Consider the following 26,521-nt stretch of genomic DNA (forward strand, 5'->3'; position numbering starts at 1 on the left):
GATCAGCAGGTTAACACCTTTTGTTTCGACAGTGACCACTCTTTAGTTGTAGCCCGAATTAATCAGTCCTTGCAACCAATCGATAAAAACTTTTAGCCTGCGGCTGAGCTGCTTTCGGTGTGCATACAATACAGAAATGGGCATAGCAGCGGCCTGATACTCTGGTAACACCTGCACCAGCTTGCCTTGCGACACCAACTGGCGCACAGCCACTTCCGGTAACTGAATAATGCCTAAACCTGCCAGACAAGCCGCTGTGTAAGCTTCAGCGTTATTCACAGTGATGGCGCCTGACATAGGCCAGAACCTGACTTTGCCATCCTGACGATATTCAAAACCATCAGGCTTACCTGCAAGTTGCTGGCTGTAAAACACTAAGTTGTGACTGTTTAAATCGTCCAGAGTTTCAGGCATACCAAATTTCTGCAAATAAGCCGGGCTGACACAATTCACCTGTGGTAATAACGCCAAAGGTCTGGCGATCAGGCTACTGCTGGTGAGTTGCCCAATACGGATCACCGCATCAAAACCTTCGGCTATTAAATCCACCCGCCGGTCTGTGCTGCTCAATTGAATATGCAGCTGCGGATGCTGGGCTAAAAACTCTGGCAGGGCTGGGATCACGGCTTCCCGCGCTAAGTTTGTCGGCATATCAATGCGTAATACACCTTTGAGCTGTTCAGGTTGTTGCTGAAACAATTGCTGCAAATCATCAAAATCAGCCAGAAATTCAACACAACGCTGGTAATAATTGGTGCCGTCCTGCGTGAGCTCTACTCTTCTGGTGGTGCGATTTAACAACCGCACATTCAGTTGAGTTTCCAGCTGCTGTACAGCTTCTGACACTGAAGTTTTTGGCAAACCCAACTGCTCAGCGGTGCGGATAAAGCTACCCAGTTGTGCCACCCGCTGGAAAATTTGCATCTGCTGAATTCTGTCCATTCCCACCCTGCCTTTTTCTTTGCCACAAACTATCCGCAAATAACGAACAGTGATTCCGATTATTCATTATTTATCCGGATTAAATCAAACAATACACTGCAGTTGTTGAATTAGCCACGCTTAACCACAGAGGAAATAACATGAGTCAGAAAATTGCTTTAATTACAGGTGCCAGCCGCGGTTTAGGAAAAAATGCCGCTTTAGCTTTAGCCAAAGCAGGTGTGGATTTAGTGCTGACCTACCACAGCAAAGCCGACGAAGCTGCAGCTGTAGTGGCAGAAGTTCAGGCCTTAGGCCGCAAAGCCGTTGCCATACAACTGGATACCAGCAATGTGTCATCTTTTGCTGAGTTTTCAGCACAATTAGCCACTCATTTACAACAAATATGGCAACGCGACCAGTTTGATTTTTTAGTCAATAACGCAGGTTTTGGCATTTATGCCGCACTGAATGAGACCACAGAGCAGCAGTTTGACGCTTTGATGAATGTGCATCTCAAAGGTGTATTTTTCTTAACTCAGCAGCTGTTACCTCAGATTGCAGATGAGGGCCGTATTCTGAACTATTCATCTGGCTTAACCCGCTTTGCTTTGCCAGGTTATGGCGCTTATGCCGCGATGAAAGGTGCAGTTGAAGTACTAAGCCGTTATCTGGCGCTGGAATCAGGTGCGCGTGGTATCAGAGTCAATACACTGGCGCCTGGTGCTATTGAAACTGATTTTGGCGGCGGCGCTGTACGGGATAATGCGGATATTAATCACTATATTGCGTCGCAAACTGCGTTAGGCCGGGTAGGTTTGCCTGATGATATTGGTGGTGTGGTGCAAATGTTATTATCAGAACAAAGTGGCTGGATTAACGGCCAGCGTATTGAAGTATCAGGCGGTATTCACCTGTAAAATGCTCTGTTGCAGGGCCTTATCCTCAAAGGCCCTGCTTTTATTTCAGCTGAAGACAAAAGGATAGATTGCACCTTGTTGCACTGCTGGTTAGAGTGAAGCAATTATACCTGCAGAGAAATGGATTCTTGAGTCAGTCCCCAAGCGCTTCGACTACAGAGCTGCACCAAAAGCTCAGCGAAATTCGCCATCAGTTTACGAACTCTTTATGGCGTAGCTTTGCGCTGATTGCAATGGTTGCTGTACCTCTTTCGATATTGCGTTCCTTTAATACCGGTTGGTTGCCTGTGTATTCAGTGCATGTTGCTGTCGGCATTCTGCTGGTTTGTGGTGCCTGGCTGTGCCATAAAATGTCGTTGCGTTTAAAAGGTGGCTTACTGATTCTGGTTTTTTGGGCTGTTGGATTACCCGGTGCTTTAACTTTTGGTTTTGCTTCACCCGGTGTCTGGTGGCTGGTATTAAGTTGTCTGGTCGCTCATGTGTTGTATCAGGCCAGAGTGGCCTTGATCTTAGCTGTTGCTACTTTTTTCAGTATGCTGGGCACGGCTTTGGGCTTTATGTCAGGTTATTTGTCTATTCCGATCAGTATCAGCCGTTATGTAGCCGATCCCGCTTCATGGGCCACTTACATCATAGTGAACTGCATTGTATTTTTTGTCGTGGTTCGCACCTTTGTCAGCTATACACAATCATTACAGGCCACCACTCAGCATCAGTTCCGGCAGTGGATTGATGATTTGCCTATGGGCATAGTAGTGCAGGGCAAAGACCAACAACCTTATTACAACAACAGAGCGGCTAAAGAACTATTAGGCCCAAAACCTGAACAGCCTCTGGCTTTTATGGCGGGCACCAACAAACTTTATCCGGCCGATCAAATGCCCGCCGCCAAAGCTTTAGCGGGCGAAGTCAGTCAGACAGAAGATATGGAAATTGAGCAGGACGGTATTCGTCGTCATATGCAGGCCTGGGGCCGGCCTGGTTACAACGAACATGGTGAACTGACCTTTGGTATAGCTGTGTATGAAGATATCAGCGCCCGCAAACAACTGGATTTACTCAAAAACCGTTTTGTTTCTACCGTCAGCCATGAACTTCGCACGCCTTTAACTTCAATTCATGGCGCTTTGGGTTTAATTTTGGGCAATGCGCTGGGTGAGCCAGACCCTAAGATCCGCGCCATGCTGGAACTGGCCGAACAAAACAGTCAGCGGCTGATCCGGCTGATTAATGACATTCTGGATATGCAAAAAATTGAAGCAGGCCAGATGAATTTCCATTTCGCCAAGGTGCAGTTGCAGCCGTTATTACACTGCGCTGTCGATCAAATGGCCGGTTATGCTGAACAACATCAGGTCACTATAGAATTAGGCGCTGTGCCTGATGATTTATGGTTATGGGCTGACAGCAATCGTTTGATGCAGGTGTTGGCGAATTTGTTATCTAATGCCGCGAAGTTTTCTTTTGCCAATACGACAGTAAAAGTTCAGGTGCAGCAACAGGACGGACAAGTCCGTATTGCCATCATCGACCAGGGCGCAGGCATAGATGAAGAGTTTAAAAGTCTGATTTTCAGGCCGTTCAGCCAGTCTGATACCTCAGATGTACGTAACTTCGGTGGTACAGGTTTAGGCTTAAGTATCAGTAAATCTATTATTGAACAACATGGCGGCACTCTGTCCTTTGAAAGCACCACAGGCCAGGGCAGCAGCTTTTATATAGATTTGAAAGCAGGGGCAGAACTTAACTCCGCCCCTGTTTCTTAACCTTTAGTTTTGCCAGATTTGTAGTTGGTGAGCGTTCAGCTCTGGTGTTTCATCTTCCTGCCAGCTGACCTTCATACCTGCTGGTACTAAGTCAGCCGGTACAGCCATAGTTTCAGTGGATAAGTTCAGCAGCATCAGGCTTTGTTTATCACCTAAAGACCGGACAATTTTCAGCAACTTACCATCAGCTAAAAACTCTGCTTTGTAATCTCCTGCTATGCCAAACTCGGCACGTTCGGCTTTTTGTTTGATCAGGAATTTATACAAAGACCAGACAGATTTCTCATCAGCCTGCTGTGCAGCCACATTGTTTGGGCCTTGTTGCTGAGCCGTCAGAAATGGCGTCCACCAGCTGCTTTCAGCCTGAGGCGGGAATAAATCATCGCGTTGCACCCAGATTTTTTCTGCTGTACTAAAACCTGCCTGAGGGCTGTTATCCCAGAACATTGGCGAGCGGCGGTGTATATGCTCTTTGTCGGACGCCTGAGTGAGCGCAATTTCTTCACCGTAATAGATATAAGTGGTGCCAGGAGAGCTGAATAAGACAGCTGCTGCCAGCTTGGCTTTGTTAAAGTCCTGCTCTAACTGCCAGCTCAAGCGTGGCTGATCGTGGTTGGTCAGGAAAGGACTGAAAAACTCCATAGGTGCTGCAGTGGTTTTACGTTGCTGTAAGTTTGCCATCAGCAGGTTGTCTGCTTGCGTGGTGTTTTCCTGCTTCATAGTGCCAAATTCGGCATTTTGTTTGCCAGCGTTCAGAAGCTCCAGCACTTTGTAGCCAAACTCAAAATCAAAACCAGCGTCCAGACCTTTGCCATCGCCCCAATATTTGGCTGCTATAGGTAAATCGACCCAGGCTTCAGCTACCAGATAGGCATCAGGTCTGACACTTTTGACGTACTGAGTAAAGTCGACCCAATAATCTATAGTACCTTGGGTATCAGCTCTTTGTTGTGGGCCATCTTCGTGTACATAACGCACTGCATCTAAACGGAAACCTGCCACACCTTTATCCAGCCAGAATTTGGCCATCTTTTTCATTTCGGCAACCACATCAGGGTGCTTTAAATTCAGATCAGGCTGCGATGCACCAAAAGCGGCGTAGTAATACGCTTTGCGCTCTTCGTTGTAGTGCCAGACTGTTTCTGGTTTGACTTCAGTGTTCCAGGCCGGACCCCAGCCATCTGTTGGCATGTCTTCACGCCAGACAAAATAGTCAGCATAAGGCGCTTCACCTTTGGCTGAGCGCTGAAACCAATCATGTTTATCGGAGATATGGTTGATGACTAAATCGAGGATAATATTAATGTTTTTCGCTTTGGCGGCTTGTACCAACTGCTCAAAATCCAACATAGAGCCATAGTCTTGTTCTACTTCATAAAATTCGGTGAAGTCGTAACCGTGGTAAGAAGGCGCTTCAAAGATAGGGGTTAACCAGATGGCGTTGATGCCCAAATCCTGCAGGTAGGGCAGCTTGGCTTCTATGCCTTTAAAGTCACCAGTGCCATCGCCATCTGTATCGTAAAAACTGCGGGGCCAGATTTGGTAAAACACTGCGTCCTGCCACCAGGGGGTTGTTGCTTCTGCGGTTTGGGTCACTGCGACCGGAGTTTCAACAGCAGCAGAGCTGGTTTGTTCAGGCGCTTTGCCGCAGCCCGTTAAAGCGACGGCTAAAGCCAGCGCCAGCAATGATTTATTCAGCATTCGAAGATCCCTGTTTTTTGAGTTTGACCCAGCTTAGTCAAATTCAGGCCACAGGGCCAGACTGCATACGAATGCACCCGACCGGGGCATTCGATTTAGCGTTAAATCAGCTACTGGTTGGTTAATCTCTTGCCAAAGGAAATAGCATAAGCCGGAGACCGCATTTGTAATACTCTGTCTGCACTTGCTCTTACGCCAGGGCTAAGTACATTGGGGTCAAAGTTGATTGTAGTGCAGGCTTCACCGCCTTGTTCCTCAATAGACAAGCGTGCTATATCCAGAGTTGTACGCTGTGTTGGCCATAAAACTGAAGGATCGGTTTCAGTATCGGCCGCGTCTCCCAGCACCAGCTGCATAGTCCAGTGGGTTGGGCCTTTAGCTAAACGTTCAGAGAGCCGCTTTTGCAGAAAGTCTGTCGGTGGTGCTTTGATTTCAGCTTCAGTTAAACCTTTGACGCCATCTTCAGGCACAAAATGCCAACGCACTTTATGCTCCACGCCATTGTTGTCTTTGATAAAAAAGGTGTGAATGCCAAAATAAGGCGTGGTGGCGTAACTCCACGGCGGCGAGTTTTTTGCTAAATACTCAGCCTGAGGCTGGGTGTCCGGATGAGCTGCACGAAAAGCCTGAACTTTGGTCATATCAGCTTTGCCAGTCGCAGGGTCTGGAATGAGAGTTTGCAGTAAGCCTAAAAAGTTTTCCGGATCTTTAGCGCCAAAAACCGGAGTAGTTAACATGGCAAAATGCTGAAGTTCACCCTTTGAGCCTTTCAACTGCACACCTAAACCACGCGGAGAACGGGCATTTTCAGGCGCGTTGGGGTTGCCCCCTGCCATAGAAAAACGCGCAGTCACAGGTACTTTTTCGCCAGATAACCAAAACACTGAGCTGAAGTTTTTAGCTTCAGGTAAAGCCTGAAAACTGCCTACAGCACAAAAGCCTTTCGCATGACCTTTACGCTCGCCTTTATGTTCACCAAAAATTTTGGCAAAAACATCAATAAACTGGTCAGGAGTAGCCTGCTCAGCGGCTTGCAAAGCAGGGCTTAACACCAGCAATAAAGATAAAGTCACTTTGTTCATCGAACATCCTCTTGAATCTCTGCAATACATACAGCCAACAGAGACAGGACGATCAGTGAAAAACTTTCAGAGGGGGCGACAGACGACTAAAAGCAAATTTAAAAAATGGCCGCCGAAGACAACAAAACGGCAGCCACTGGGAAATCAAGACTTGCACTAAAAACGCCTTACCCAAACCCTAAGTCATTGCTGTTGCAGCAAGGCGGCAAGGCTTCGAGACCCCAGGAGCATAGTTGCCTATGTGACTGGGGCGATACTCTTGCCTTAAAAGCAGACGCAGTCAACGCGGCTGCGGCTGCAAGGACGACGGGTTATAAAATGCCTGAAATAGAACGCATCAAACCTTTTACTAATTCTGGTTCAGCTTCAGCGTATTCCATATTCACCTGGTTAGCTGACGACATAATGCGGGTCTGGTAACGTTTCCACTCTGTTTCTTCTGTGGACGAAACATTTTTATAGCCGCTGTTGCCTTGTTTTAAGCTGGCTCTGTTTTCTTCCAGCACCACTACACCTTTTTTCGCCCGCTCAGAAATTTGCAGGTCGGTGACTATGCTGTAATGCACGTCTTTCACCATAGCGTCAGCTGCTAAACCAATCAAAGCACCAGCTACAGTAGCACCGGCACGGCCACTGCCACTGCCAAACTGGTTACCTATAGCACCACCAACCAAAGCACCACCAAAACCGCCGCCAAAGGCTTCATTCTGAGCGCGTAAATCAGTTTTACCAGCCTGTAACACATTGGCTTGTAATAAGAAATTGGCCTGTTCCGGATCACGTACTACACGGTAGCCTTTGGCCTGAACCGCTTCGATAATCTGAGGTTCTATCGATAAACCCTGTTGGTCCGAAGTGTTACGCACCTGGATAAATACAGTACGCTTATCATCTGCTACCGGGTCTAAAAATATGGTGTCACTCATCTTGGTCTGAACTTCCAGATGACGTTTGCTGATTGCCGTATGAGTGGCAGAACAGCCTGACAACACCAAAGCGCCCAGAGCTAAAGCGGCAACAGCGATTTTCATTTTCGACATATAAAACTCCATAACACTCAATGAGATTAGACCTGCATAGTTTAACGGACAGCGCGTTACAGACTTAAGCGAAGTGTTCATCCATCATGTGAAAAGATGTAACAGATTATGCCGTTTTTGCGCTTGCTGCCGTGTTAACAGGAAGTATAAGACGACAGAATGAATTGCAGATGAACTCTGGAAGTCGATCTTTGAATTGCATGACGGCTCTGACGCCAGCAACACCAGATTCGCAGAAATAATCTCCGGACTTTAAAGCGCGCACCTGCCTGCCGCAATGACGCTTTGCAGCCTTTCTTCTTTGCTGGCTACTGAGGATAGATGAAGTTTCGGCACTCTCCGTACTCTCCGATAGTTGGCTATCAGACTGACTTTGGCATTGACCTATGCCTAAGTAGTAGCAACAGCTTGTGCTTATTGACCACACAAGCCAGATATAAGCACCTGTATTTAATAGAAATTCATTGAATTTCAAGAAATAAAGACACTACGGATACCTAATTTTCAGGGGAAGACAATGAAAAAAAATACAGATTGGTTCAGGCGCAATATGCTGTCATTAGCGATAGCCACCATTTTGTCAGGTGCTGTAGTTGCGCCGGTAACAGCACAAATTGCAGGCGCGACCATAGCGGGAAAAATCATTCAGCAAACAGCAGCACTATCAACTGCAGGCATAACAGTCACTGCCACAGACAAAGAACGAGGCAACAGCAAAACCACAACTACCCGTGAAGATGGCTCCTACATCTTTGTTGGTTTAAAACCTGGTATTTGGTTAATCAAAGTAGGTGATAACAGCACAGAACCCGTAGAGCTGCGTTTAGGCCAAAAAGTGATGGTGGATATTTCGTTGGAAGACAGCAGCGACGACAACATTGAACGTATTGCTATCAGCGGCGTACGCATTGAAAGCTTTGCCGGAGGTGAAGTGGGCACTAACATTACGCCTGAAATGATTGCCCGCTTACCACAGAACAACAGAAACTTTTTAGCCTTCGCCGATATGGCGCCCGGTGTTCAGATGAATACCGACAGCGGTGGCAATATCAGTATCCGTGGCGGCGCTCAGCACCAACGCAACGTTAACGTCTTCTTAGATGGTGTCAGCCAAAAAGACTATGTGCTCAAAGGCGGTATTACAGGTCAGGACTCCAGCCGTGGTAACCCTTTCCCACAAAACGCCATTGGCGAATACAAAGTGATTACCCAAAATTACAAAGCCGAATTTGATCAGGTAGGCAGCACAGCCATTACCGCTGTCACCCGCTCTGGTACCAACGAGTTCGAAGGCGATGTTTTTGTGGATTACACCGATCAGGGTTTAAGAGAAGCAGAACCTAACGAACAAAAGGGTAAAACCGAATCGCTGACTAAACATGCCGGACTGTTGCTATCTGGCCCACTCCTGACAGACGAGCTGCACTTTTTAGTGTCGTATGAGCGTAAACAAATTCAGGAACCTGTAGATATTACCGGCGGCGCTGGCGTTAATTTACTGACTTTACCTGCTGATTTACAGCCATTGTTAGGCCGTGAGACTTCAGGTTTTGAAGAAGACTTAGTGTTTGGCAAACTGGACTGGGCTATTAACCAGGACCATTCGCTGGAAGCATCCATTAAGTTAAGGGACGAAACTGATGTCGCCGATTTTGGCGGCATCAATACCTTAAGTTATGGTGTAAATCGTGAGGTGCATGATCACCGCCTGAATATCAAGCATCTGTATTACATGGACAGTGGTCAGAATGAATTCCGTCTGACCTATGAAGACGCGGCCTGGAATCCTAAACCCTATACCGATGGCCCGGGTATTGTGTTGCAGACAGCAACACGGCAGCCGATCCTGAATATGGGCGGGGGTCGTAACTTTCAGGACAAAGGACAAAAAGGCTGGGCAGTACAAAATGACTACACCTGGCTGGATTTAGACTGGAACGGCAATCATGTGGTGAAAGCCGGTATCAAATACAAAAGAATCAAGCTGAATACCCTGCAACAACAGCCTTATAACCCACAGTATTTCTATAACGTAGAAATTAATGGTTCTGGCCAGTTTGATTATGACCAACCTTACATGGTCGAATGGGGGGTACCTGCGACAGATTCGGTAGGTGGCAATGTTGAGACCAACAATACCCAGTTGGGCCTGTTTATCCAGGACGACTGGGAAGTCACAGAGCGCCTGACCCTGAATCCGGGCATTCGCTGGGACTATGAAAAAACACCAAGCTATAAAAACTATCAGACTCCTGCAGAACTGGTTACCGCATTACGCGGCTGGTCGAATCTGAATAATGCCAACTACGATATCGAAAACTACATCAGCACTGGCGAGGAGCGCAGCTATTTCAAAGGCGCATGGCAACCCAGGCTTGGTTTTAGTTACGTGATGGGTGAAAGCCGTGACCATACACTCTTTGGTGGTTATGGCCGCTCTTACGACCGTCAGCAATTCGACTTTGTGCAACTGGAAGAAAGCAAGGGCTCCTTTGCTCAGGTGAGTTACCTGTTCAGTGGCGACCCGGCCAACCCTTGTGATGCAAATGCCAACAACTGTACCCCCTGGGATCCGGCTTACCTGACTCAGGCAGGCCTGAACAACCTGCTGTCCAGCATCAATGTCAAAGGCGAACGTTTCCTGCTGCATAACGATTTAAAAATGCCTTACTCCGATCAACTGAGTGTGGGCGTGCGCAGCCACTGGGGGGGCTGGAATACGGACATCAGTATTGCTCATACTCAGTCCAAAGACGGTTTTAACTGGCGGCTGGGTAACAGACGTGAAAATGGCTCTTTCCTGGCCGACGGTACCAGTTGGGGTCAGCCATGGGCTTTTGGCGTACCAGGCTGGGGTAACCTGATCCTGTCGTCGAACGACGGACAAACCCGCAACAATAACCTCTATATAAAAGTCGACCGGCCACATAAAGATTTCTGGGGCATGAACCTGGCCTACACCTTCAGTGATGCGGAAGAAAACCGCATTTTCAGTGACGTCTTTGCTTTGGATTATGAAAGTGTTTCTGATTATGGCTGGAACAAGTCAGTTGGCGTACCTGATCACCGTATTGTGCTTACCGGTAGTTATGACTTGCCATGGGATATCTTTGCTTCGATGAAATACACCTGGTCGTCTGCGACCACTCTGGAGTATCTGGACTGTACTCAGGGTGCTAATGACTGCTTCTTTGACCGTGCTGAACCAAAGAAAAGTGATTATCAGCGTTTTGATCTGGCACTCAGCAAGGAGTTTGGCAGTGATTATCTGAGCCATGGTTCTAAGTTCCGTATTCGTTTCGACATACAGAACCTGTTTAATCAGAATAATTACAGTAACTTTAACTTAAATCCTGACTCTGATCAGTTTGGTTCGCCTAACCCCATTAACGCCACCAACGGAGGCAAACGTCAGTTGAAACTGTCCGCAGGCTGGAGCTTCTAGCAGAAAGGTCAGAGTGGTGGAGCAACGCCATCACCTGACCTGTTTTATTTCAGCGCAACAATTTCAACAGAGCAATTTCAGCGAAACAACGCCACTTCTTCAGCTGTTAAGTAACGGTATTCGCCTTCGGCTAAATCCGGGTCCAGTGGCAAAGCGCCAATTTGTTCGCGGTGCAGCTTTTCGACTTTATTGCCTATAGCCCCAAACATACGTTTCACCTGGTGATAACGACCTTCGCAGATCGTCAGCAAGACCTGGTGTGGATCAATGATTTCCAGTTTCGCCGGCTTAGTTAAGTCTTTTTCACCACGTAACATAATACCTGCTGCAAATTCAGCAATCACGGCTTCAGACACAGGGTCGGCCAGCCATACACGATAGGTTTTAGGGCAGTGGTGTTTAGGCGAACTGATTTTATGTGACCATTGACCATCGTCAGTGATCAGTACCATACCAGTGGTATCCAAATCCAGCCGGCCCACTGTATGTAAACGCTCCATCAAAGGTTCGTCCATTAAGGTAAATACAGTATTGTGGTCCGGATCTTCAGTCGAGCAGATATAACCAGCAGGTTTGTGCATCACTATATAACGCAAGCCTATCAGCTGCAGTTGCTCGTCTTCTAAAAACACCAGATCGGAGGCTTTGAGCTGTAAAGCCGGTTGTTTGGCAATTTCGCCATTCACTTTCACCAGCTTTTGACGCACTACTTTACCGGCCTGACTACGGGTCAAACCGGTGCAATCACATATAAACTTATCTAAACGCATCTTTGAGTTTCCCAACTGTTATGGGTTCAGTGTAACCAGTTCGTCCTGTGGATACCAGTTTAAGGTTTAGAAGCAGGCACCTGCAGCTCAGTTAGTTTTTGCTGTTTTAAATGCCAGCGCAGAATTCTGTTGTTATTGGTGTCGGCAATATAAAGCTCATCATTAAAGACTGCCAAACCGCCTGGCTCATTCAGCTCAGTACCTAAACTAAGTGTCATCACCTGCTGCTTGTCTAAATCCAACAGTCTGATTTTATGGTTGTAGGTATCAGCCACTGCCAAAGTGTTTTTATCCAGCGCCACCACATCTTTGTTGTGTTGCAGCAAAGCCCGTTTAAAACCACCATCCTTTAAACCAAATTCAAACAAGCCCTGCCCGACTAAGGTATCAACTTTACCTGAACTTAAATCGATTTGCCGCACTGCACTGGCTTCGGCGTCAGCGACCCATAATTTATTGCCTCTTAAGGCTAAACCGCTTGGCTGATTAAAAGCAGCGTCACGGCGTTTGCCATCCAGCAAAGCTTCCTGCCCTGTGCCTGCAAACAGGTTCAGCTCTGAGCTTTTTAAATCCAGAGTCCAGATTTGGTGACTGCCAGCCATAGCGATATACAAAGTATTGTTATCAAGCGCTAAATCCCAGGGCGAACGTAAAGAGACCTGAGCAGGCGTTGAGCCTGAGATTAAACGGCCCTGTGCCAGCTCACCATTGCCCGCAATAGTATTGACCTGAAAGGTACTTAAGTCGATACGACGAATGGCATGGTTGCCTGTATCTGCAACATACAGAGCTTTGTCCGTCAGTACTAAGCCCTGAGGCGAAGAAAAAGCACTGCTGTCGCTATGACCATCTTTTAATTCTGCTATGCCAGAGCCCAAACGTTTCACCAGCTTGCCCTGATGATCCATCAGCACTATTTGATGGTGTAAGGTATCGCTGATGGCGATATAACGCTCATCCACAGTGACAGCACCGGGCGCTGCCAATATAGTGTTTAACGGGTCCAGTAATTTAATCGGCAAAGGTGTGAGGTTAGGCTCACCTTTAAACTCAGCCAGCAACTGTTTAATGGCTTGATCCAATACATCATAGCGGCCTTCACCTGAGGTTTGCCCTACATACTTGCCGTCAGGCCCGATCAGGACAAAAGTAGGCCAGGCGCGCACTGCATAAGAGCGCCATAACTGAAACTCCACATCATTTACCACCGCATGTTGCATACCGTAACGGCGAACTATGGAGGTTAAAGTGCTGAGTTGTTTTTCGTTTTCGAATTTCGGCGAATGCACAGAAATCACAGCCAGCTGATTGCCATATTTTTGTTCCAGCTTGTGTAAATCAGGGATCACATGAATACAGTTGACACAGCCATAGGTCCAGAAATCCAGCAACACCACCTTGCCTTTTAGTTGTTGCATAGTTAAAGGTTCGGTCACATTCAGCCAGGGTAAGCCAACTGGAAACTCAACACTGTTGGTGCGGGCCGAAGCTTTGGCCAGGCCAAAGGTTAAACTACAGGTCATGACGAAAATCCAGATTATTAGTTTAAAACGCATTCGTGACTCCTGGTCAAACAACTCATCCACTATATAGAACGTTCTTAACATGAATTTCGTTCATTGTTTTAATTAAACAGGCGCTGATTAACCTGAGTTTAACGATAGATTGATGACAGCGACGGATTTTTGGTTGCTTTTTGCCACGGATTTCCTCTATCTTGCTGCTGCACCAAGGTGTAACTTCTGCGACTTCCAGGCTCATTCTTGTCTTACCCATGAGTCAGCAGATAGATAAGGTCCAAAAAAACTATAACTAATATAAGAGATAAGCATGACTAACTCGACAACACGCGGCAGCTGGGGTTCGCGTATAGGATTTATTTTAGCGGCGGCAGGCTCTGCAGTGGGCCTTGGCGCGATCTGGAAATTCCCTTATGTTGCTGGTGCCAATGGCGGCGGCGTTTTCTTATTGGTTTACCTGGCCTGCGTATTTTCTGTCGGTGTGGTGATGCTGCTGGCAGAAATGATGATTGGCCGTACCGCCAAAAAATCCGCCACTTCAGCCTATCGTGCTTTAGGCAAAGGCTACTGGCATATAGCAGGCTGGCTGTCCGTCCTTGGGGTCTTTTTAATTCTGGGCTTCTACTGTGTGGTAGGAGGCTGGACTATTGCCTATATAGTACAAAGTATCCAGGGCACAGTGTTGACCACAGACGCTAAAGTATTGAGTGATACCTTCACCCACTTTATTGCTAACCCCACTTCTTCGTTAATTTATACCGCCTTGTTTATGATCATCACAGCTGTGATCGTGATTGCAGGGGTACAATCTGGTATTGAGCGTATTTGTAAAATTCTGATGCCAGCCCTTTTTGCCTTGATGCTGGTGATGGTATGGCGCAGCCTGACTTTGCCAGGTGCCATTGAAGGGGTGATTTATTTTATTACTCCGGACTGGAGCAAACTGAGCATTAAAATGGTGCTGGATGCTTTAGGATTAGCCGTATTTTCATTGTCTGTAGGTGCTGGTTTAATGGTGGCTTATGGCTCTTATTTAAGCCCTGAAACTAAGGTAGTGAATGCTGGTTTATGGATTGCTGGCCTGGCAACTTTGGCTTCAGTCATGGCTGGTTTAATGATTTTACCCGCTGTATTCGCCTTTAATGTCGACCCTGCAGCAGGCCCAGGCTTAACCTTTATCACCATGCCAGCGCTATTCGCACAAATGGCCGGAGGTCAGGTTCTGGCGTTAATTTTCTTCAGCTTATTGTTATTTGCCGCTGTCACTTCGTCCATTTCTATTCTGGAACCTGTAGTCGCCTTCCTGATTGACGAATATGGAATGCAGCGCAAAAAAGCCACTATTCTGGTTGCTGTAGTGAACTATACAGTGCTGGGTATTCCTGCGGCTTTGTCCTTTGGTGGTGGCATGGAGAGTTTTACTATTTTCGGAAAAACCCCATTTGATGCCATGGACTTTATGGCCTCTAATGTGCTGATGCCTTTAGGTGGTATGTTTGCTGCGACTTTTGTTGGCTGGCGGGTATGGCCACAAATTAAAGCTATTCTGGCGGGTGAAGTACCTGCAGCTGTGCAGAAAATTTACTGGTTACTGGCCGCTGTGGTTTCTCCGGTGCTGATTGCTATAGTAGCCATCATGACCATTAAAGGCAGTTAAATACAATCAAAGCCTGAGTGATCACTATAAAGTCCGGAGTTCGGCTGACGAAACTCCGGACAACCAGCAGACCCGTCATGTTGTTGCCCGGCCTATTCTGGCTTAAGCAGTAACCAGGCAAGGATTGAGACCATGATAAAAAAAGACTACGTATGGCCATTGATAGGATTGGCCGCTGTAGCGTTTTCTGTCTATGTGCTGATAGAACAGCTCAAAGGTATTTCGTACGAAGATGTAGTCCGCAGTTTAGAAGCTATTTCTTTGCATGGCTGGCTGATGGCCGCATTAGCTACTGTATTTGCTTATGTCGCCTTAGCGGGTTACGACCGGCTGGCGTTATCCCATCTGCGTAAAAAAGTATCCTGGACCTTTATTTCCGTAGCCTCTTTTACTGCTTATGCCATAGGGCACAATCTGGGTGCCTCAGTATTTTCTGGTGCAGTAGTGCGCTACAGAGCTTATCGATCGCAAGGCCTGACAGCAGCAGAAGTAGGTATTCTGGTCGCATTTTGCTCTTTTACTTTTGCTTTGGGCACCATAGTTTTAGCTGGTATTGTATTGTTGATTGAGCCAGGTTTACCTGCCGTGTTTCACAGTGCCTTGCCAGAGTGGGTTGCCTTATTGCTTGGCGGGGCTATGTTACTTCTGGTGGTCCTGTATTTGTGGGGCAGCTTTATGAAAAAACGCTGCATCAATTTATGGACCATCAAGCTGGAGTACCCACGTTTTTCGCTGATCTGTAAACAATTGGTGGTAGCACCGCTGGAGTTATTAGCAGCAGCGGCCATTATTTATTACGCCTTACCAGAACAAAGCAACCCGGGTTATTTTATGGTGTTGGGGATTTTCCTGGCCTCTTTTTCAGCTGCCTTGCTGTCTCATGCCCCTGGTGGTTTAGGTGTGCTGGAAGTGATGTTTTTATTGGCCTTACCCAATGTAGACCCAGCTGATGTGATAGCGGCTTTACTGGTTTTCCGTTTGTTTTATCTGTTAATCCCTTTTGCTATTTCACTGATTTTTGTAGTCTGGTTTGAACATGATCAACTGCTGCAAAAGTTGAAAGGAAAAAAAGCCGCCGGCTGAGCAGACTCATAGTTGCAAAGCCAGCGTACAAATAAGGATGTTTTATGAAGATCATTGTGTTCCCTGCAGCACTTTGCGCTGTGCTCAGCGGATTGTTCTCTGCAACTTTAGCTGCGGCTCCTTTACCTGAGATTCTGGATTACTACCCTGAATGTTTTTCCGGGCAAACTGAGTTAGCCGTAGCCAGTGCCAGGCTTAAAACGGATGATCCAATGGCAGAGTTGAGCGCAGCACCACGTTTCCAACAGCTATTGCAACAGCTTCAGCAAAAGGCTGCAACCTCAGGCGCTGAAGCTCTTACCATTGAAAAAATAGAACAAAGTGCTCCTGTTCAATTCCAAAATCGCCATAATGATGATCACACTGCAACGGTAAAAATCAGTGCAAAGTTGCTTAATTATTGTGCTGACAATAAAACCCTGAGTGAGCGCCAGCCGCCCTATAACTCCACGGGCCAAAAAATTATAAAAAGCACCAAACTCATTTCAATAGCAGCAAAACAAATAGTGATACAACGCGAGGCTCCGGCGGATCTTTATAAAGATCCGACCAATTACATAGTGTCAGTTCAGCAGGGTGTTGCCGGGGTATTACCGGGCCAGAGCAAAGCTCAGGTGATGGCGTTATTAGGACAACCTTCTGTACAAATCCAACTGAATAATCAACAGCAAATGTGGGGTTATGGCCGTAAACTCTGGCTGACCTTTGCTGACACCTTGCTTTGGATTTCAACAGACTCAGATTTGCTGTCAAACTACGCTCTGAATCGTATTGATCTGCGCGACGCCTACGACAATTCCAGCTGGAGCATTGAAGGCAAAGTTCCGCTGAAAAGCCAGGAATCCGTCGTACTGGCCACACTACCGGGCCAGTTCAAAAAGCAAGCCGGATACTGGGTACAACAGCAAAACCAAGTTAAATTGGCTCTGCAGTTCGAAAGCTTTAAGAACAACAATTCCAATACAACAGAACAGCTACTGACAGGTTTTACTTTATCCGGAGCAGAAAAAACAGCGGCTACTACAGCAACTTACTCATCAGAGCCTATTCAAAACTGGTTACAACAACTAAAAGGCAGCTCTGATCCAGGCTCTGATCTAAAGAGTCTGCAATCGCAGGTTCCTGTTCATCAGTTGCACAGAGGCGTAGACGGCAGTTGGCTGGTCGCAGGCAACTATCTGTCATTGCAGTACAGTCATGACCGACTGGCTAAGCTGCGTTTGGGTGAATCCATGTTTGGCCAGCACAATACCAAAGAGCTGCATCAGCTGATTGTTGCCGCAGGCTACCCGCTCACCAAAGCTGAGTTTATGACAAAGTACCCGGATGCTTTTGATTCAGGTTATGAAATACAGCTGTATCTGGACGATAAAACTCTGGTTGCGGTGTTTAATTCTGAAGCAGGGACTGCAGTGATCGAAGAGTTAGTGCTGACGCTTAATTAATCATTAATTCGTTTAGGACGTTCGGCTTTGGGCTGGAAAGAGCTGGGCAAGACTTCGATGCCCAGTTTGCGGCCTACTTTAATTAAAACCGGAATAGTTAAAGGGGCAAAAGGCAACACAGCAAAAATCCCTAAGCCTGTGGCTCTTAAAACGTCGACCAATTGGTGGTTAGCAAAACGCATTTCAGCCTGAGTGGCTTTGCCTTGCAAAGAGCGTTGATAGATTTGCAGCATACGTTTGGTTTCTTCGGTTTCTTGCGACAAAGCCATTCTGAGCCGAATCATGCTAAAGCGAATACGCGACATACTTTTACGCCGTTGTAACCGCATCACCCGGATCGGTGCCTTATGCAACCGACTTAACAAATTCATAACCACCTCAACTGCCTGCTCCACGCATTATCGGCTGCTTTGGTGTGACAAGACAGTGTTATTTTGTCCTGCCGTCTTTCTTACCCGTTATTGAACGTCGCCCGCAACTAGCAACACGTCAGCCACTCAGCGGATCACTTCCAGGAAAGGTCTGGATAAAAAATAACCAATAAGATCGTTTTAGCAACAAAAAACATTAAACTCCATTGATTATTTAACCTAATAGTATAATTTGTTCCCAATATTGATTATGGAAAGGATTATTGATCGTTATGAAAGGGTTGTGCACAAAATTATCTGCGATAGCGGCCTGCACTCTGCTTTTTTGTGGCCTGGCTGTAAATGCTTATGCAAGCGGAGACTCAGGCGGGGGCGGGGGCGAAGGAGATGACGAGAAAACAGAAGTTATTAATATTACTACAAAAGTATTCAAATACTATCAGCAGCATGAAGGAGTAGCGGCCGCTACAGCCTTCTTAAACAGATTGCAGTATTTTTATAAACCCATCTATAAATCTGAAGAAAGAGACCCCGATGGCAAACCTGTAGATGAAGACTGCGACAGCACTGCAGGTAATCCCATTACTATTTCATCAGGTATGAAGGTTGAAAATGCAACAGATTTTACCGGAACCGAAGACTTCCCTTTAAGCATCAAGCGCCGCTATAGCAGCGTGAATCAGCATCAAGGTGTTTTTGGACCTGGCTGGCACAGCCCTTTTGATCAGCGACTGGATATCCCTAAAGCGGAGAGCTTTACCAGTGAAGGCAACATCATTAAATTTGTATCTTCTGGTTACAGAAACTTTCCCGATGTAGGCAGTGTTTATACTCATGCCAGCTTTGCAGGTAAAAATTATGTGTACCAACATAGCTCTGGTTATTGGGTGTTTCGGGGTGAGGACAATAGCAATATTATTTATGACAGCACAGGGAAAATAATACGTAAGTCTTACTCTGCGAAACCTGACACTATTTCGGGTGGCGCAACCCCAACTATCACCTCTTATGGCATTTACCACCACTATCAGTACAGCAACGGTAAACTAAGTTCTGTCACGCATTCGAATGGCAGAAAACTAAGTATTAGCTGGAATGGCAACAGAATCAGTCAAATCACCAATAATGCCGGTTCAGCTTTCAAATACAGCTACGACACAGCTGGTGTATTACAGAGTGTGCTACGACCAGAAAATAGCAGCAGAACCTATTTTTATGAAGACAGCCGTTATCCAAGCGGGCTTACTGGCGTGTCTTTTAATGGTATCCGATATTCATGGTTCAGCTACGACGCTTTAGGCCGGGCCACCATGAGCCGGCATGCAGATCACAATGATAAGTTTCAGTTTGAATATGGTGGCGACTACACCAAAGTAACCAATCCTTTAGGCCATGTTTCTACTTATGTTTATGAAGATGGCTACAAGACGAAACTGAAACGGGTGGACCGCGAAGGCACGGCCTATTGCCCAGCCGCAGCAAAATCAACGAAATACGATGCTGCGGGTTATGAGCTGGAGAAAACAGACTGGAACAACAGTGTTACCCGTTTTGAGTATCAACCTAACGGTCAGCTGTCTTCCTCAACAGTAGCTTACGGCACAGCTCATGCGCAAACGACCAGCTACGAATGGCATCCAACATTAAATAAAATAAGCAAACAAACCTCTCCAACTCAGGTTCAGGAATTCGGTTATGACGATAAACAAAATGTGATAGCCACTACTGTAACTGCAGCAGGTAGACAACTGACCAGCAGCTTTGATTACAGTTACCATAGCAATCACATGCCCGAAAGCTTACTCATCACAGATCCTGATAACAAAACCCTGCTGATGAACTACAACAGTTATGGAGACTTAACCACCATAACCACGCACGATGGGTTAATCACCACATTTACTGATTTTGATGCTTTGGGTAACGCCAAAACCGTCACTAATCATGACGGTTCTAAACAGAGTTTTGTGTTTGATAAATTAAGCCGGGTGATCCAAAAAACCACCATAGCGGCCACAGGACAAAGTTTCAGTCAAACCATGAGCTATGACCGCTTTGGCAATGTGTTTCGTATTCAAAGCAGCGATGGAAAAGACCTGACCTACAACTATGATCCAGCAGGGCGCTTAACTTCTGTTGTTGACCTGAAAGGAGACAAAGCCTACCGCAAACAATTTATCTACGATAAGGCTGGCAACCTGCTTGAGCAGCAAATTTTTGACCCTAACTCCCTGGTGCAATTTTGTTTAGAAGAACCAGGCCTCCCTCCTCTTTGCGATTGGTCTGAAGAAAAAATAAGTAGCACCTACTACAACTACACCGAGCTGGGCCAGGTTCGTGAAATAAAAAACCATTTAAACCAACGCGTTGCCAGTTTCACCTACGACCCAAATGGTAACCGGTTGACGATGACAGATGGAAAAGGCTATATCACCAAATACAGTTACGACGCATTAAACAGATTACAAAACCAAACCAACGCAGACGGCAAAGTCACGGTATTTACGCATCAGGCTAAAGGACTCAACACTGTAAAAGATGCCAGAAACAACACCACCAGCTACGGCAGAAACGATTTGTCCTGGGTTGAAAGCTTACAAAGCCCGGATTCAGGGCAATCAAGCTTTGAATTTAATGACATAGGTCTTACGGAGCAACGCACTGACGCCAGACAAAAAACCACAAGCTTTACCTACGATGGCACAGGGCGAATTAGCAAGAAACAAAATGCGACCACCCACAACTGGTATTATGATTCCGGCAGCTACGCTCAGGGCAAACTAAGCAGCTTCAACGACGACAGCGGTTCCACTCAGTATGGATACAATGGCTGGGGAATGCTTGGTCAACAAACTTCTGTAATTCAGGGCCTGAGCTATCAGACGAACTGGGGTTACGACAGCTTAGGCCGCTTAAGTAGCATGACATACCCTGGTGGCAATAAGGTTACCTACAGCTACGACAGTTATGGCGATGTGACAGGGCTAACGGTGACTATTGCTGGCAGTAACCGCAGTTTGTTAAGCGGCATTAAATATACGCCCTTTGGCGCTGTAAAAGAGTGGACTTATGGCAATGCGTTAAAACGTCATCAAAGCTACGACGGCTCTATGCGTCTGACTGGAATTAGTACTGCCGCTGTACAGGGTTTAGGTTTTAGTTACGATGCCAATAACAATATCAGCGGCATCACCCATCACATCACCAGCAGCTACAGCCAAAGCTTTAGTTATGACAAACTAAACCGCTTAACAGGCATCACCAGCTCTGGCTTGGGCAACCATAGTTTTGGCTATGATGCATTGGGCAACAGAACCAGCCGCAGTGGTGCTATCGCTGAAACTTACACTCTGGCGACAAACTCAAACCGTTTATCCAACGTCACTAAAGGCAGCCAAACACGAGTTTTTGGCTATGACGCTAACGGTAATGTCATCAGTGAAAAACGCTTCAATGGCAGTACCATTACTTATAGTTATAACGACGATAACCGAATGGTGACTGCGGGCACCACCCAGTATAAATACAACGCGCTGGGCCAGCGGGTGTATAAAAAAGTCGGTAGCACTGAAAGCCTCTTTATTTACAGCCCACAAGGTCAGTTACTGGCCGAAGGCACCACCAAACAGTACATTTATTTTGCTGGGCAGGTGGTAGGTTATATTCTGAACAACCAATTGTATTTTGTGCACAACGACCATTTAGGCAGGCCGGAAGTCATTACCAATGCCAGCAAAGCAATAGTGTGGCGGGCTAAGCTGGAGGCTTTTGACCGCTCTGTACTGACGACCAGCATAGGTGAGTTTAATATCGGCTTTCCAGGACAGTACTGGGACTCTGAAAAACAAAGCTGGTATAACTATTTCAGGGATTACGATGCGACTTTAGGGCGCTATTTGCAGAGTGACCCTATTGGTTTGGCGGGTGGGTTGAATACTTATACCTACGTTGAGGGTAATCCGATTATTTATGGTGACCCATTGGGTTTAGCTGCGCTCAATTTCGACGCTTATTACGGAGTTGGTGGAGGAATTACAATCGGCAAAGGATTGGATGGCAAATGGTTTTTTGGAGGACGGCTTGGAATTGGCATGGGGGGAGGTGTTAGTTATGATGCGGCACAGCAGAGACCTAGTTTGAATGCGGCTAAATCAACTGAGAATCAATGTAGTGAAACCACAGGAACTAGTTTCGGCACAAACATTTCAGCCAGTGCGGTATTTGGTCCATACAACCCAGGCATGTCTGCAAGTGGAGGTATAACATCAAGTGGTAATACCTTTTCAAATACGCCAAGCGTTGTTAAAGCACTCACCAATCCCAATCGTTCTTTGGGTTTGAAGTTTGGAGCTTATGCAACTTTCGAAGTAATAGGATGGTTTTGATAATATGAGTATTTTTGAACGGTTTAAAAACGCGCCAAATTTGCTGTTGCTAATTATTGGAGCTGGGTTTACTGCTTCCCTTTTTTCAGTTATAGGCTTGATATCGTCTTTTTCAGAGTACGATGGTAGCTTGGTTCTTTTTTATCTCTCGAGTTCGATTTTCGTGATTATTTCTTCTGTTATGGTGCTTTTAAAATCTAAACTCTCTCGACTATGTTTTTTAATTGCATTTTTACTGAGCTGTTTACCTACTTTATTTGAAGAATACAAATATGGCTTAGAAGGGGTCGTGGTTATGGCTTGCATGGTACTTGCAATCTTATTTGTGCTAGCCCTTTATCTCTTTAAGAATAAACAGGTCGTTAGGTATTTTGCGGATTGAAGGTCATTTGGTATTTAGTCTGGAGAATGAGGACAGGTCTAGGTCTTTGCACCTAGCCCTTTTTTAAATCAGACGAACGGGATTACGGTTGTTAAGCGGCATTAAATATACGCCCTTTGACGCTGTAAAAGAGTGGACTTATGGCAATGCGTTAAAACGTCATCAAAGCTACGACGGCTCTATGCGTCTGACTGGAATTAGTACTGCCGCTGTACAAGGTTTAGGTTTTAGTTACGATGCCAATAACAATATCAGCGGCATCACCCATCACATCACCAGCAGCTACAGCCAAAGCTTTAGTTATGACAAACCAAACCGCTTAACAGGCATCACCAGCTCTGGCTTGGGCAACCATAGTTTTGGCTATGATGCATTGGGCAACAGAACCAGCCGCAGTGGTGCTATCGCTGAAACTTACACTCTGGCGACAAACTCAAACCGTTTATCCAACGTCACTAAAGGCAGCCAAACACGAGTTTTTGGTTATGACGCTAACGGTAATGTCATCAGTGAAAAACGCTTCAATGGCAGTACCATTACTTATAGTTATAACGACGATAACCGAATGGTGACTGCGGGCACCACCCAGTATAAATACAACGCGCTGGGCCAGCGGGTGTATAAAAAAGTCGGCAGCACTGAAACCCTCTTTATTTACAGCCCACAAGGTCAGTTACTGGCCGAAGGCACCACCAAACAGTACATTTATTTTGCTGGGCAGGTGGTAGGTTATATTCTGAACAACCAATTGTATTTTGTGCACAACGACCATTTAGGCAGACCAGAAGTCATTACCAATGCAAGCAAAGCGATAGTCTGGCGGGCTAAGCTGGAGGCTTTTGACAGAAGTGTACTAAGTTCGTCTATTGGTGACTTTAATATTGGCTTTCCAGGGCAGTACTGGGACTCTGAAAAACAAAGCTGGTATAACTATTTCAGGGATTACGATGCGACTTTAGGGCGCTATTTGCAGAGTGACCCAATCGGTTTGGCGGGTGGGTTGAATACTTATGGATATGTATACGCTAATCCCTTGATTTATATTGACCCATACGGTTTAACCCCTGCCGCAGTCTGCCTTATTCCTCCTATGACTGGTGCGTGCGTGGCCGGTGCTACTGCTGTGGGTAACGGTATAACTGCAATTGGAGCTACAGGAATTGGGTTCTGGGCGGTTTTTAATAAAGATGGTTCCGAATCTAAACCTGATAACTGCCCATCAGGGACTTTGCCAATTGATAAGGCTAAAGGAAAGTTTGATATAGATAGAAAAAAGTTACATGAAATCAAAAAAGGTGTGAAAGCAGGACCCAAGACATGGACAGGTATCGCACCAAATGGAGATGTTTGGACAGGAGGGCCTCGTGGTGTGGGAGAAAATCATGGTCCATTTGACGGCTATCTGCCTGGAGGAAATTAATGAATGAAAGTGAATATACAATTTCATTACGTATTGAGCACCCATCACTAACGTGCAATGAAATAACCGAAACCATAGGATTGTATCCTAAGTTTAGCTATTCAGTTGGTGAGCCGCGAAGAACACCTCGCGGCGACACACTTGAGGGGTTTTATAAAGAAACATATTGTTGTTTCGATGTTATCCCAACAAAAACAGGGGATTTCACTGATGATATTGAACAAATTGTCACACAATTGAGTGGACTCACTAGCTATTTTGCAAATTTAACGGCGGAAGGTGGCAGAGTTGAGATCTTTGTTGGTATTTTTTCTGACGAGACTGTAGGTTTTACTCTTACAACTAAAGATATGATTGCATTAGCAAACTTATCATTAGAATTATCTGTAGAAATATATAAGTAAGACAGCGACACACGTGCATATATTTACATGGGCATCATATCCTACAGCTATGTTGGCTTGCACAACTGTTTCGTACCGGATGGGTATGAAGGGGGCGTTCAGATGATGGTGGATTACTTTCACAACGGAAAATATTTCCCTTTGATTTTTGGATTTCTATTTTTCTGCATTATTTTATTTTTTTATCTCAAAGAGAAAATAATTCAATGCGTAAGAAAAAAGTATGATTGCACGAGAGAGCAATCCTTTGTAATCCTTTCGCGTTCTGAAGGAAAGAGCAGCCGATTTCTTATAAATTTGTTTTTCTTTACAAGAATAGCTGCAACTTCTTCATATACTCTAATAATTATTTTTGTCATTTTTGCGGCCATTTATTGGCATTTTAGAATATCGGACCTCACAGCTAGCTGAACTACGCATAGGGGAGGATTACCAGAGTGGACTATGGATCAATTAAATAAAGAATACGGGGACTGTGGCTGTGCAAAATAAAACTAAATCAATCATGTTTTATTGTTGGTTGCTAATTGTCACCGCCCTATTAAGTTCTCTGTTCAAATGGTTAGAGCTTTCCTTTTTAGAGCGTTATCCGGAGCATGATTTTTGGTTGCAAAAGGTGCTTATATCCATATTTATCTTGTTACTAATTCCATTAGTAATCAAACCTCTGCTTAACATGTTTGGTGTCAAGATGAAGCGGTAGCTGTATACCTACTGAATGACATAAATAAAGGTTACGGAGATGATCATTGTGTTTGGTGTAACTTTAGGCCTTGTTGTTATTAAGCCGTTATCTGAAATACTAAGAAAAAAGTAACTTAAAATATCGACTGCCATAAACGGGGTTGGTCTTATACCTACCCCCTGTTTTTCGCTTTTAACGTTTAACAGGCATCACCAGCTCTGGCTTGGGCAACCATAGTTTTGGGTATGATGCGTTGGGCAACAGAACCAGCCGCACTGGTGCTATCGCTGAAACTTACACTCTGGCGACAAACTCAAACCGTTTATCCAACGTCACTAAAGGCAGCCAAACACGAGTTTTTGGTTATGACGCTAACGGTAATGTCATCAGTGAAAAACGCTTCAATGGCAGTACCATTACTTATAGTTATAACGACGATAACCGAATGGTGACTGCGGGCACCACCCAGTATAAATACAACGCGCTGGGCCAGCGGGTGTATAAAAAAGTCGGCAGCACTGAAACCCGCTTTGTTTACAGCCCACAAGGTCAGTTACTGGCCGAAGGCACCACCAAACAGTACATTTATTTTAATGGCCAGGTGGTAGGTTATATTCTGAACAACCAATTGTATTTTGTGCACAACGACCATTTAGGCAGGCCGGAAGTCATTACCAATGCCAGCAAAGCGATAGTCTGGCGGGCTAAGCTGGAGGCCTTTGACCGCTCTGTACTGACGACCAGCATAGGTGAGTTTAATATCGGCTTTCCAGGACAGTACTGGGACTCTGAAAAACAAAGCTGGTATAACTATTTCAGGGATTATGATGCGACTTTAGGGCGCTATTTGCAGAGTGACCCTATTGGTTTGGCGGGTGGGTTGAATACTTATGGGTATGTATTTAATAATCCAGCTCGTCTTGTCGATAGTTTTGGTTTAAGTCCTGAAGATGTTTCAGCAATTATCAGCCAGTTCCAGATGACAGCTGCAAATATGACAAGGAATGGACAGAGAACTTCACCAGGGGTATGGAACAATATGCAACGATCGCTTCATGACGTAAGTGGAGGTAAAGTAGGAAATAAATACAAAGGCTGTTATGAACAAGCAATTCAATTACAAAGTATATTGGGCTTTCAGAAATTTAACGACCAATGGAGTTTTCAGCTAAAAGGATCGAACTTACCTCACATTCAACCTGGTGAAGGATTAAATCTTGGACCTCATTGGTGGATACAAGCAACGTCGGACAATTTGAAAGACCCTGTAATAACGCTTGATCCCTGGAGCAACAGTATCTTTTCTTCAGGAGAAAAGTAAAATGAACCCGTTAGCATATTGCATAATTATTTCTATAATTTTATCAATATTTATTATTCACACACTGAATAATCTCAGTCTATTTATCTCTGAAAACACGAGTGCCGTTGTATTGATTTTCATTATTTCAGTTTGTGTCTCTCTAGGTGCCTTGCTGGGTTTTTTTCTACAAAAAAATAAATATCTACCAAGTCTGCGTCCAA

General features: G+C 45.6%; 18 protein-coding genes. 11 read left to right on the forward strand and 7 right to left on the reverse strand.

Features of this window, described 5'->3' with window-relative positions:
- Positions 1–42 precede the first annotated feature (42 nt).
- Positions 43–942 carry a LysR family transcriptional regulator gene (locus RHEIN_RS00105; protein WP_008896924.1) on the reverse strand — a complete coding sequence of 300 codons (900 nt, stop codon included), beginning with the start codon at positions 940–942 and terminating at the stop codon, positions 43–45.
- A 140-nt stretch (positions 943–1,082) separates the two neighbouring features.
- On the opposite strand from RHEIN_RS00105, the gene RHEIN_RS00110 reads away from it, so the two are divergent.
- Together RHEIN_RS00110 and RHEIN_RS20175 are read left to right on the forward strand one after the other, a co-directional pair.
- Positions 1,083–1,841 carry an SDR family NAD(P)-dependent oxidoreductase gene (locus RHEIN_RS00110; protein ID WP_008896925.1) on the forward strand — a complete coding sequence of 253 codons (759 nt, stop codon included), beginning with the start codon at positions 1,083–1,085 and terminating at the stop codon, positions 1,839–1,841.
- 128 nt (positions 1,842–1,969) lie between these two features.
- Entirely contained in the window at positions 1,970–3,607 is a 1,638-nt protein-coding gene (locus tag RHEIN_RS20175) for a PAS domain-containing sensor histidine kinase (protein WP_008896926.1), read from the forward strand.
- Between the two features lie 3 nt (positions 3,608–3,610).
- Here RHEIN_RS20175 and RHEIN_RS00120 read toward each other — a convergent pair whose 3' ends face one another.
- From RHEIN_RS00120 to RHEIN_RS00130, 3 genes are all read right to left on the reverse strand, one after another.
- On the reverse strand, positions 3,611–5,308 hold the full coding sequence (locus RHEIN_RS00120; RefSeq protein WP_008896927.1) for an alpha-amylase family glycosyl hydrolase: 1,698 nt from the start codon (positions 5,306–5,308) through the stop codon (positions 3,611–3,613).
- A gap of 110 nt (positions 5,309–5,418) precedes the next feature.
- Complete coding sequence (locus RHEIN_RS00125; protein WP_008896928.1) at positions 5,419–6,390, reverse strand: catalase family peroxidase; 972 nt, start codon at positions 6,388–6,390, stop codon at positions 5,419–5,421.
- A gap of 311 nt (positions 6,391–6,701) precedes the next feature.
- A complete protein-coding gene (locus RHEIN_RS00130; protein ID WP_008896929.1) occupies positions 6,702–7,430 on the reverse strand; it encodes a complement resistance protein TraT in 729 nt (242 codons plus the stop codon).
- Between the two features lie 517 nt (positions 7,431–7,947).
- Here RHEIN_RS00130 and RHEIN_RS00135 point away from each other — a divergent pair.
- Entirely contained in the window at positions 7,948–10,875 is a 2,928-nt protein-coding gene (locus RHEIN_RS00135; protein WP_040554148.1) for a TonB-dependent receptor, read from the forward strand.
- Between the two features lie 77 nt (positions 10,876–10,952).
- Here RHEIN_RS00135 and rsuA read toward each other — a convergent pair whose 3' ends face one another.
- Positions 10,953–11,645, reverse strand: a complete 693-nt coding sequence (gene rsuA / locus RHEIN_RS00140) for a 16S rRNA pseudouridine(516) synthase RsuA (protein ID WP_008896931.1) — start codon at positions 11,643–11,645, stop codon at positions 10,953–10,955.
- 59 nt (positions 11,646–11,704) lie between these two features.
- A complete protein-coding gene (locus RHEIN_RS00145) occupies positions 11,705–13,201 on the reverse strand; it encodes a thioredoxin-like domain-containing protein (RefSeq protein WP_008896932.1) in 1,497 nt (498 codons plus the stop codon).
- Positions 13,202–13,475: 274 nt separating this feature from the next.
- On the opposite strand from RHEIN_RS00145, the gene RHEIN_RS00150 reads away from it, so the two are divergent.
- The 3 genes from RHEIN_RS00150 to RHEIN_RS00160 all read left to right on the forward strand — a co-directional run bounded on the left by RHEIN_RS00150 (position 13,476) and on the right by RHEIN_RS00160 (position 17,350).
- On the forward strand, positions 13,476–14,822 hold the full coding sequence (locus RHEIN_RS00150; RefSeq protein ID WP_008896933.1) for a sodium-dependent transporter: 1,347 nt from the start codon (positions 13,476–13,478) through the stop codon (positions 14,820–14,822).
- A 132-nt stretch (positions 14,823–14,954) separates the two neighbouring features.
- Positions 14,955–15,905: a lysylphosphatidylglycerol synthase domain-containing protein gene (locus RHEIN_RS00155; protein WP_008896934.1), complete on the forward strand. Its 951-nt coding sequence runs from the start codon at positions 14,955–14,957 to the stop codon at positions 15,903–15,905.
- 44 nt (positions 15,906–15,949) lie between these two features.
- Positions 15,950–17,350: a hypothetical protein gene (locus tag RHEIN_RS00160; RefSeq protein WP_008896935.1), complete on the forward strand. Its 1,401-nt coding sequence runs from the start codon at positions 15,950–15,952 to the stop codon at positions 17,348–17,350.
- On the opposite strand, the gene RHEIN_RS00165 is transcribed toward RHEIN_RS00160, so the two are convergent.
- Positions 17,347–17,721 (reverse strand): hypothetical protein, encoded by a 375-nt coding sequence (locus tag RHEIN_RS00165; RefSeq protein WP_008896936.1) that lies wholly within the window; start codon positions 17,719–17,721, stop codon positions 17,347–17,349. The genes RHEIN_RS00160 and RHEIN_RS00165 overlap by 4 nt on opposite strands.
- 272 nt (positions 17,722–17,993) lie before the next feature.
- Between RHEIN_RS00165 and RHEIN_RS00170 the strand changes: the two genes are divergently transcribed.
- The 5 genes from RHEIN_RS00170 (at position 17,994) to RHEIN_RS00200 (ending at position 26,318) form a co-directional block, all read left to right on the forward strand.
- The gene (locus tag RHEIN_RS00170; protein WP_008896937.1) at positions 17,994–22,106 is read left to right on the forward strand and encodes an RHS repeat-associated core domain-containing protein; all 4,113 of its coding nucleotides are present in this window, start codon (positions 17,994–17,996) and stop codon (positions 22,104–22,106) included.
- 4 nt (positions 22,107–22,110) lie between these two features.
- Positions 22,111–22,488: a hypothetical protein gene (locus RHEIN_RS00175; RefSeq protein WP_040554151.1), complete on the forward strand. Its 378-nt coding sequence runs from the start codon at positions 22,111–22,113 to the stop codon at positions 22,486–22,488.
- Positions 22,489–22,576: 88 nt separating this feature from the next.
- Complete coding sequence (locus tag RHEIN_RS00180) at positions 22,577–23,908, forward strand: RHS repeat domain-containing protein (RefSeq protein ID WP_008896938.1); 1,332 nt, start codon at positions 22,577–22,579, stop codon at positions 23,906–23,908.
- Entirely contained in the window at positions 23,908–24,312 is a 405-nt protein-coding gene (locus tag RHEIN_RS00185) for a DUF4279 domain-containing protein (protein ID WP_008896939.1), read from the forward strand. Before RHEIN_RS00180 ends, RHEIN_RS00185 begins: the two co-directional genes overlap by 1 nt.
- A 908-nt stretch (positions 24,313–25,220) precedes the next feature.
- A complete protein-coding gene (locus tag RHEIN_RS00200; protein WP_008896940.1) occupies positions 25,221–26,318 on the forward strand; it encodes an RHS repeat domain-containing protein in 1,098 nt (365 codons plus the stop codon).
- Positions 26,319–26,521: the final 203 nt, after the last annotated feature.

The organism is Rheinheimera sp. A13L, from assembly GCF_000217935.1.
In the GTDB taxonomy this organism is placed as follows: Bacteria; Pseudomonadota; Gammaproteobacteria; order Enterobacterales; family Alteromonadaceae; genus Pararheinheimera.

Coding starts and splice junctions, on each gene's coding strand:
- RHEIN_RS00105 (WP_008896924.1), bottom strand. CDS start 942: ATGGACAGAATTCAGCAGATGCAAATTTTCCAGCGGGTGGCACAACTG.
- RHEIN_RS00110 (WP_008896925.1), top strand. CDS start 1,083: ATGAGTCAGAAAATTGCTTTAATTACAGGTGCCAGCCGCGGTTTAGGA.
- RHEIN_RS00120 (WP_008896927.1), bottom strand. CDS start 5,308: ATGCTGAATAAATCATTGCTGGCGCTGGCTTTAGCCGTCGCTTTAACG.
- RHEIN_RS00125 (WP_008896928.1), bottom strand. CDS start 6,390: ATGAACAAAGTGACTTTATCTTTATTGCTGGTGTTAAGCCCTGCTTTG.
- RHEIN_RS00130 (WP_008896929.1), bottom strand. CDS start 7,430: ATGTCGAAAATGAAAATCGCTGTTGCCGCTTTAGCTCTGGGCGCTTTG.
- RHEIN_RS00135 (WP_040554148.1), top strand. CDS start 7,948: ATGAAAAAAAATACAGATTGGTTCAGGCGCAATATGCTGTCATTAGCG.
- rsuA (WP_008896931.1), bottom strand. CDS start 11,645: ATGCGTTTAGATAAGTTTATATGTGATTGCACCGGTTTGACCCGTAGT.
- RHEIN_RS00145 (WP_008896932.1), bottom strand. CDS start 13,201: ATGCGTTTTAAACTAATAATCTGGATTTTCGTCATGACCTGTAGTTTA.
- RHEIN_RS00150 (WP_008896933.1), top strand. CDS start 13,476: ATGACTAACTCGACAACACGCGGCAGCTGGGGTTCGCGTATAGGATTT.
- RHEIN_RS00155 (WP_008896934.1), top strand. CDS start 14,955: ATGATAAAAAAAGACTACGTATGGCCATTGATAGGATTGGCCGCTGTA.
- RHEIN_RS00160 (WP_008896935.1), top strand. CDS start 15,950: ATGAAGATCATTGTGTTCCCTGCAGCACTTTGCGCTGTGCTCAGCGGA.
- RHEIN_RS00165 (WP_008896936.1), bottom strand. CDS start 17,721: ATGAATTTGTTAAGTCGGTTGCATAAGGCACCGATCCGGGTGATGCGG.
- RHEIN_RS00170 (WP_008896937.1), top strand. CDS start 17,994: ATGAAAGGGTTGTGCACAAAATTATCTGCGATAGCGGCCTGCACTCTG.
- RHEIN_RS00175 (WP_040554151.1), top strand. CDS start 22,111: ATGAGTATTTTTGAACGGTTTAAAAACGCGCCAAATTTGCTGTTGCTA.
- RHEIN_RS00185 (WP_008896939.1), top strand. CDS start 23,908: ATGAATGAAAGTGAATATACAATTTCATTACGTATTGAGCACCCATCA.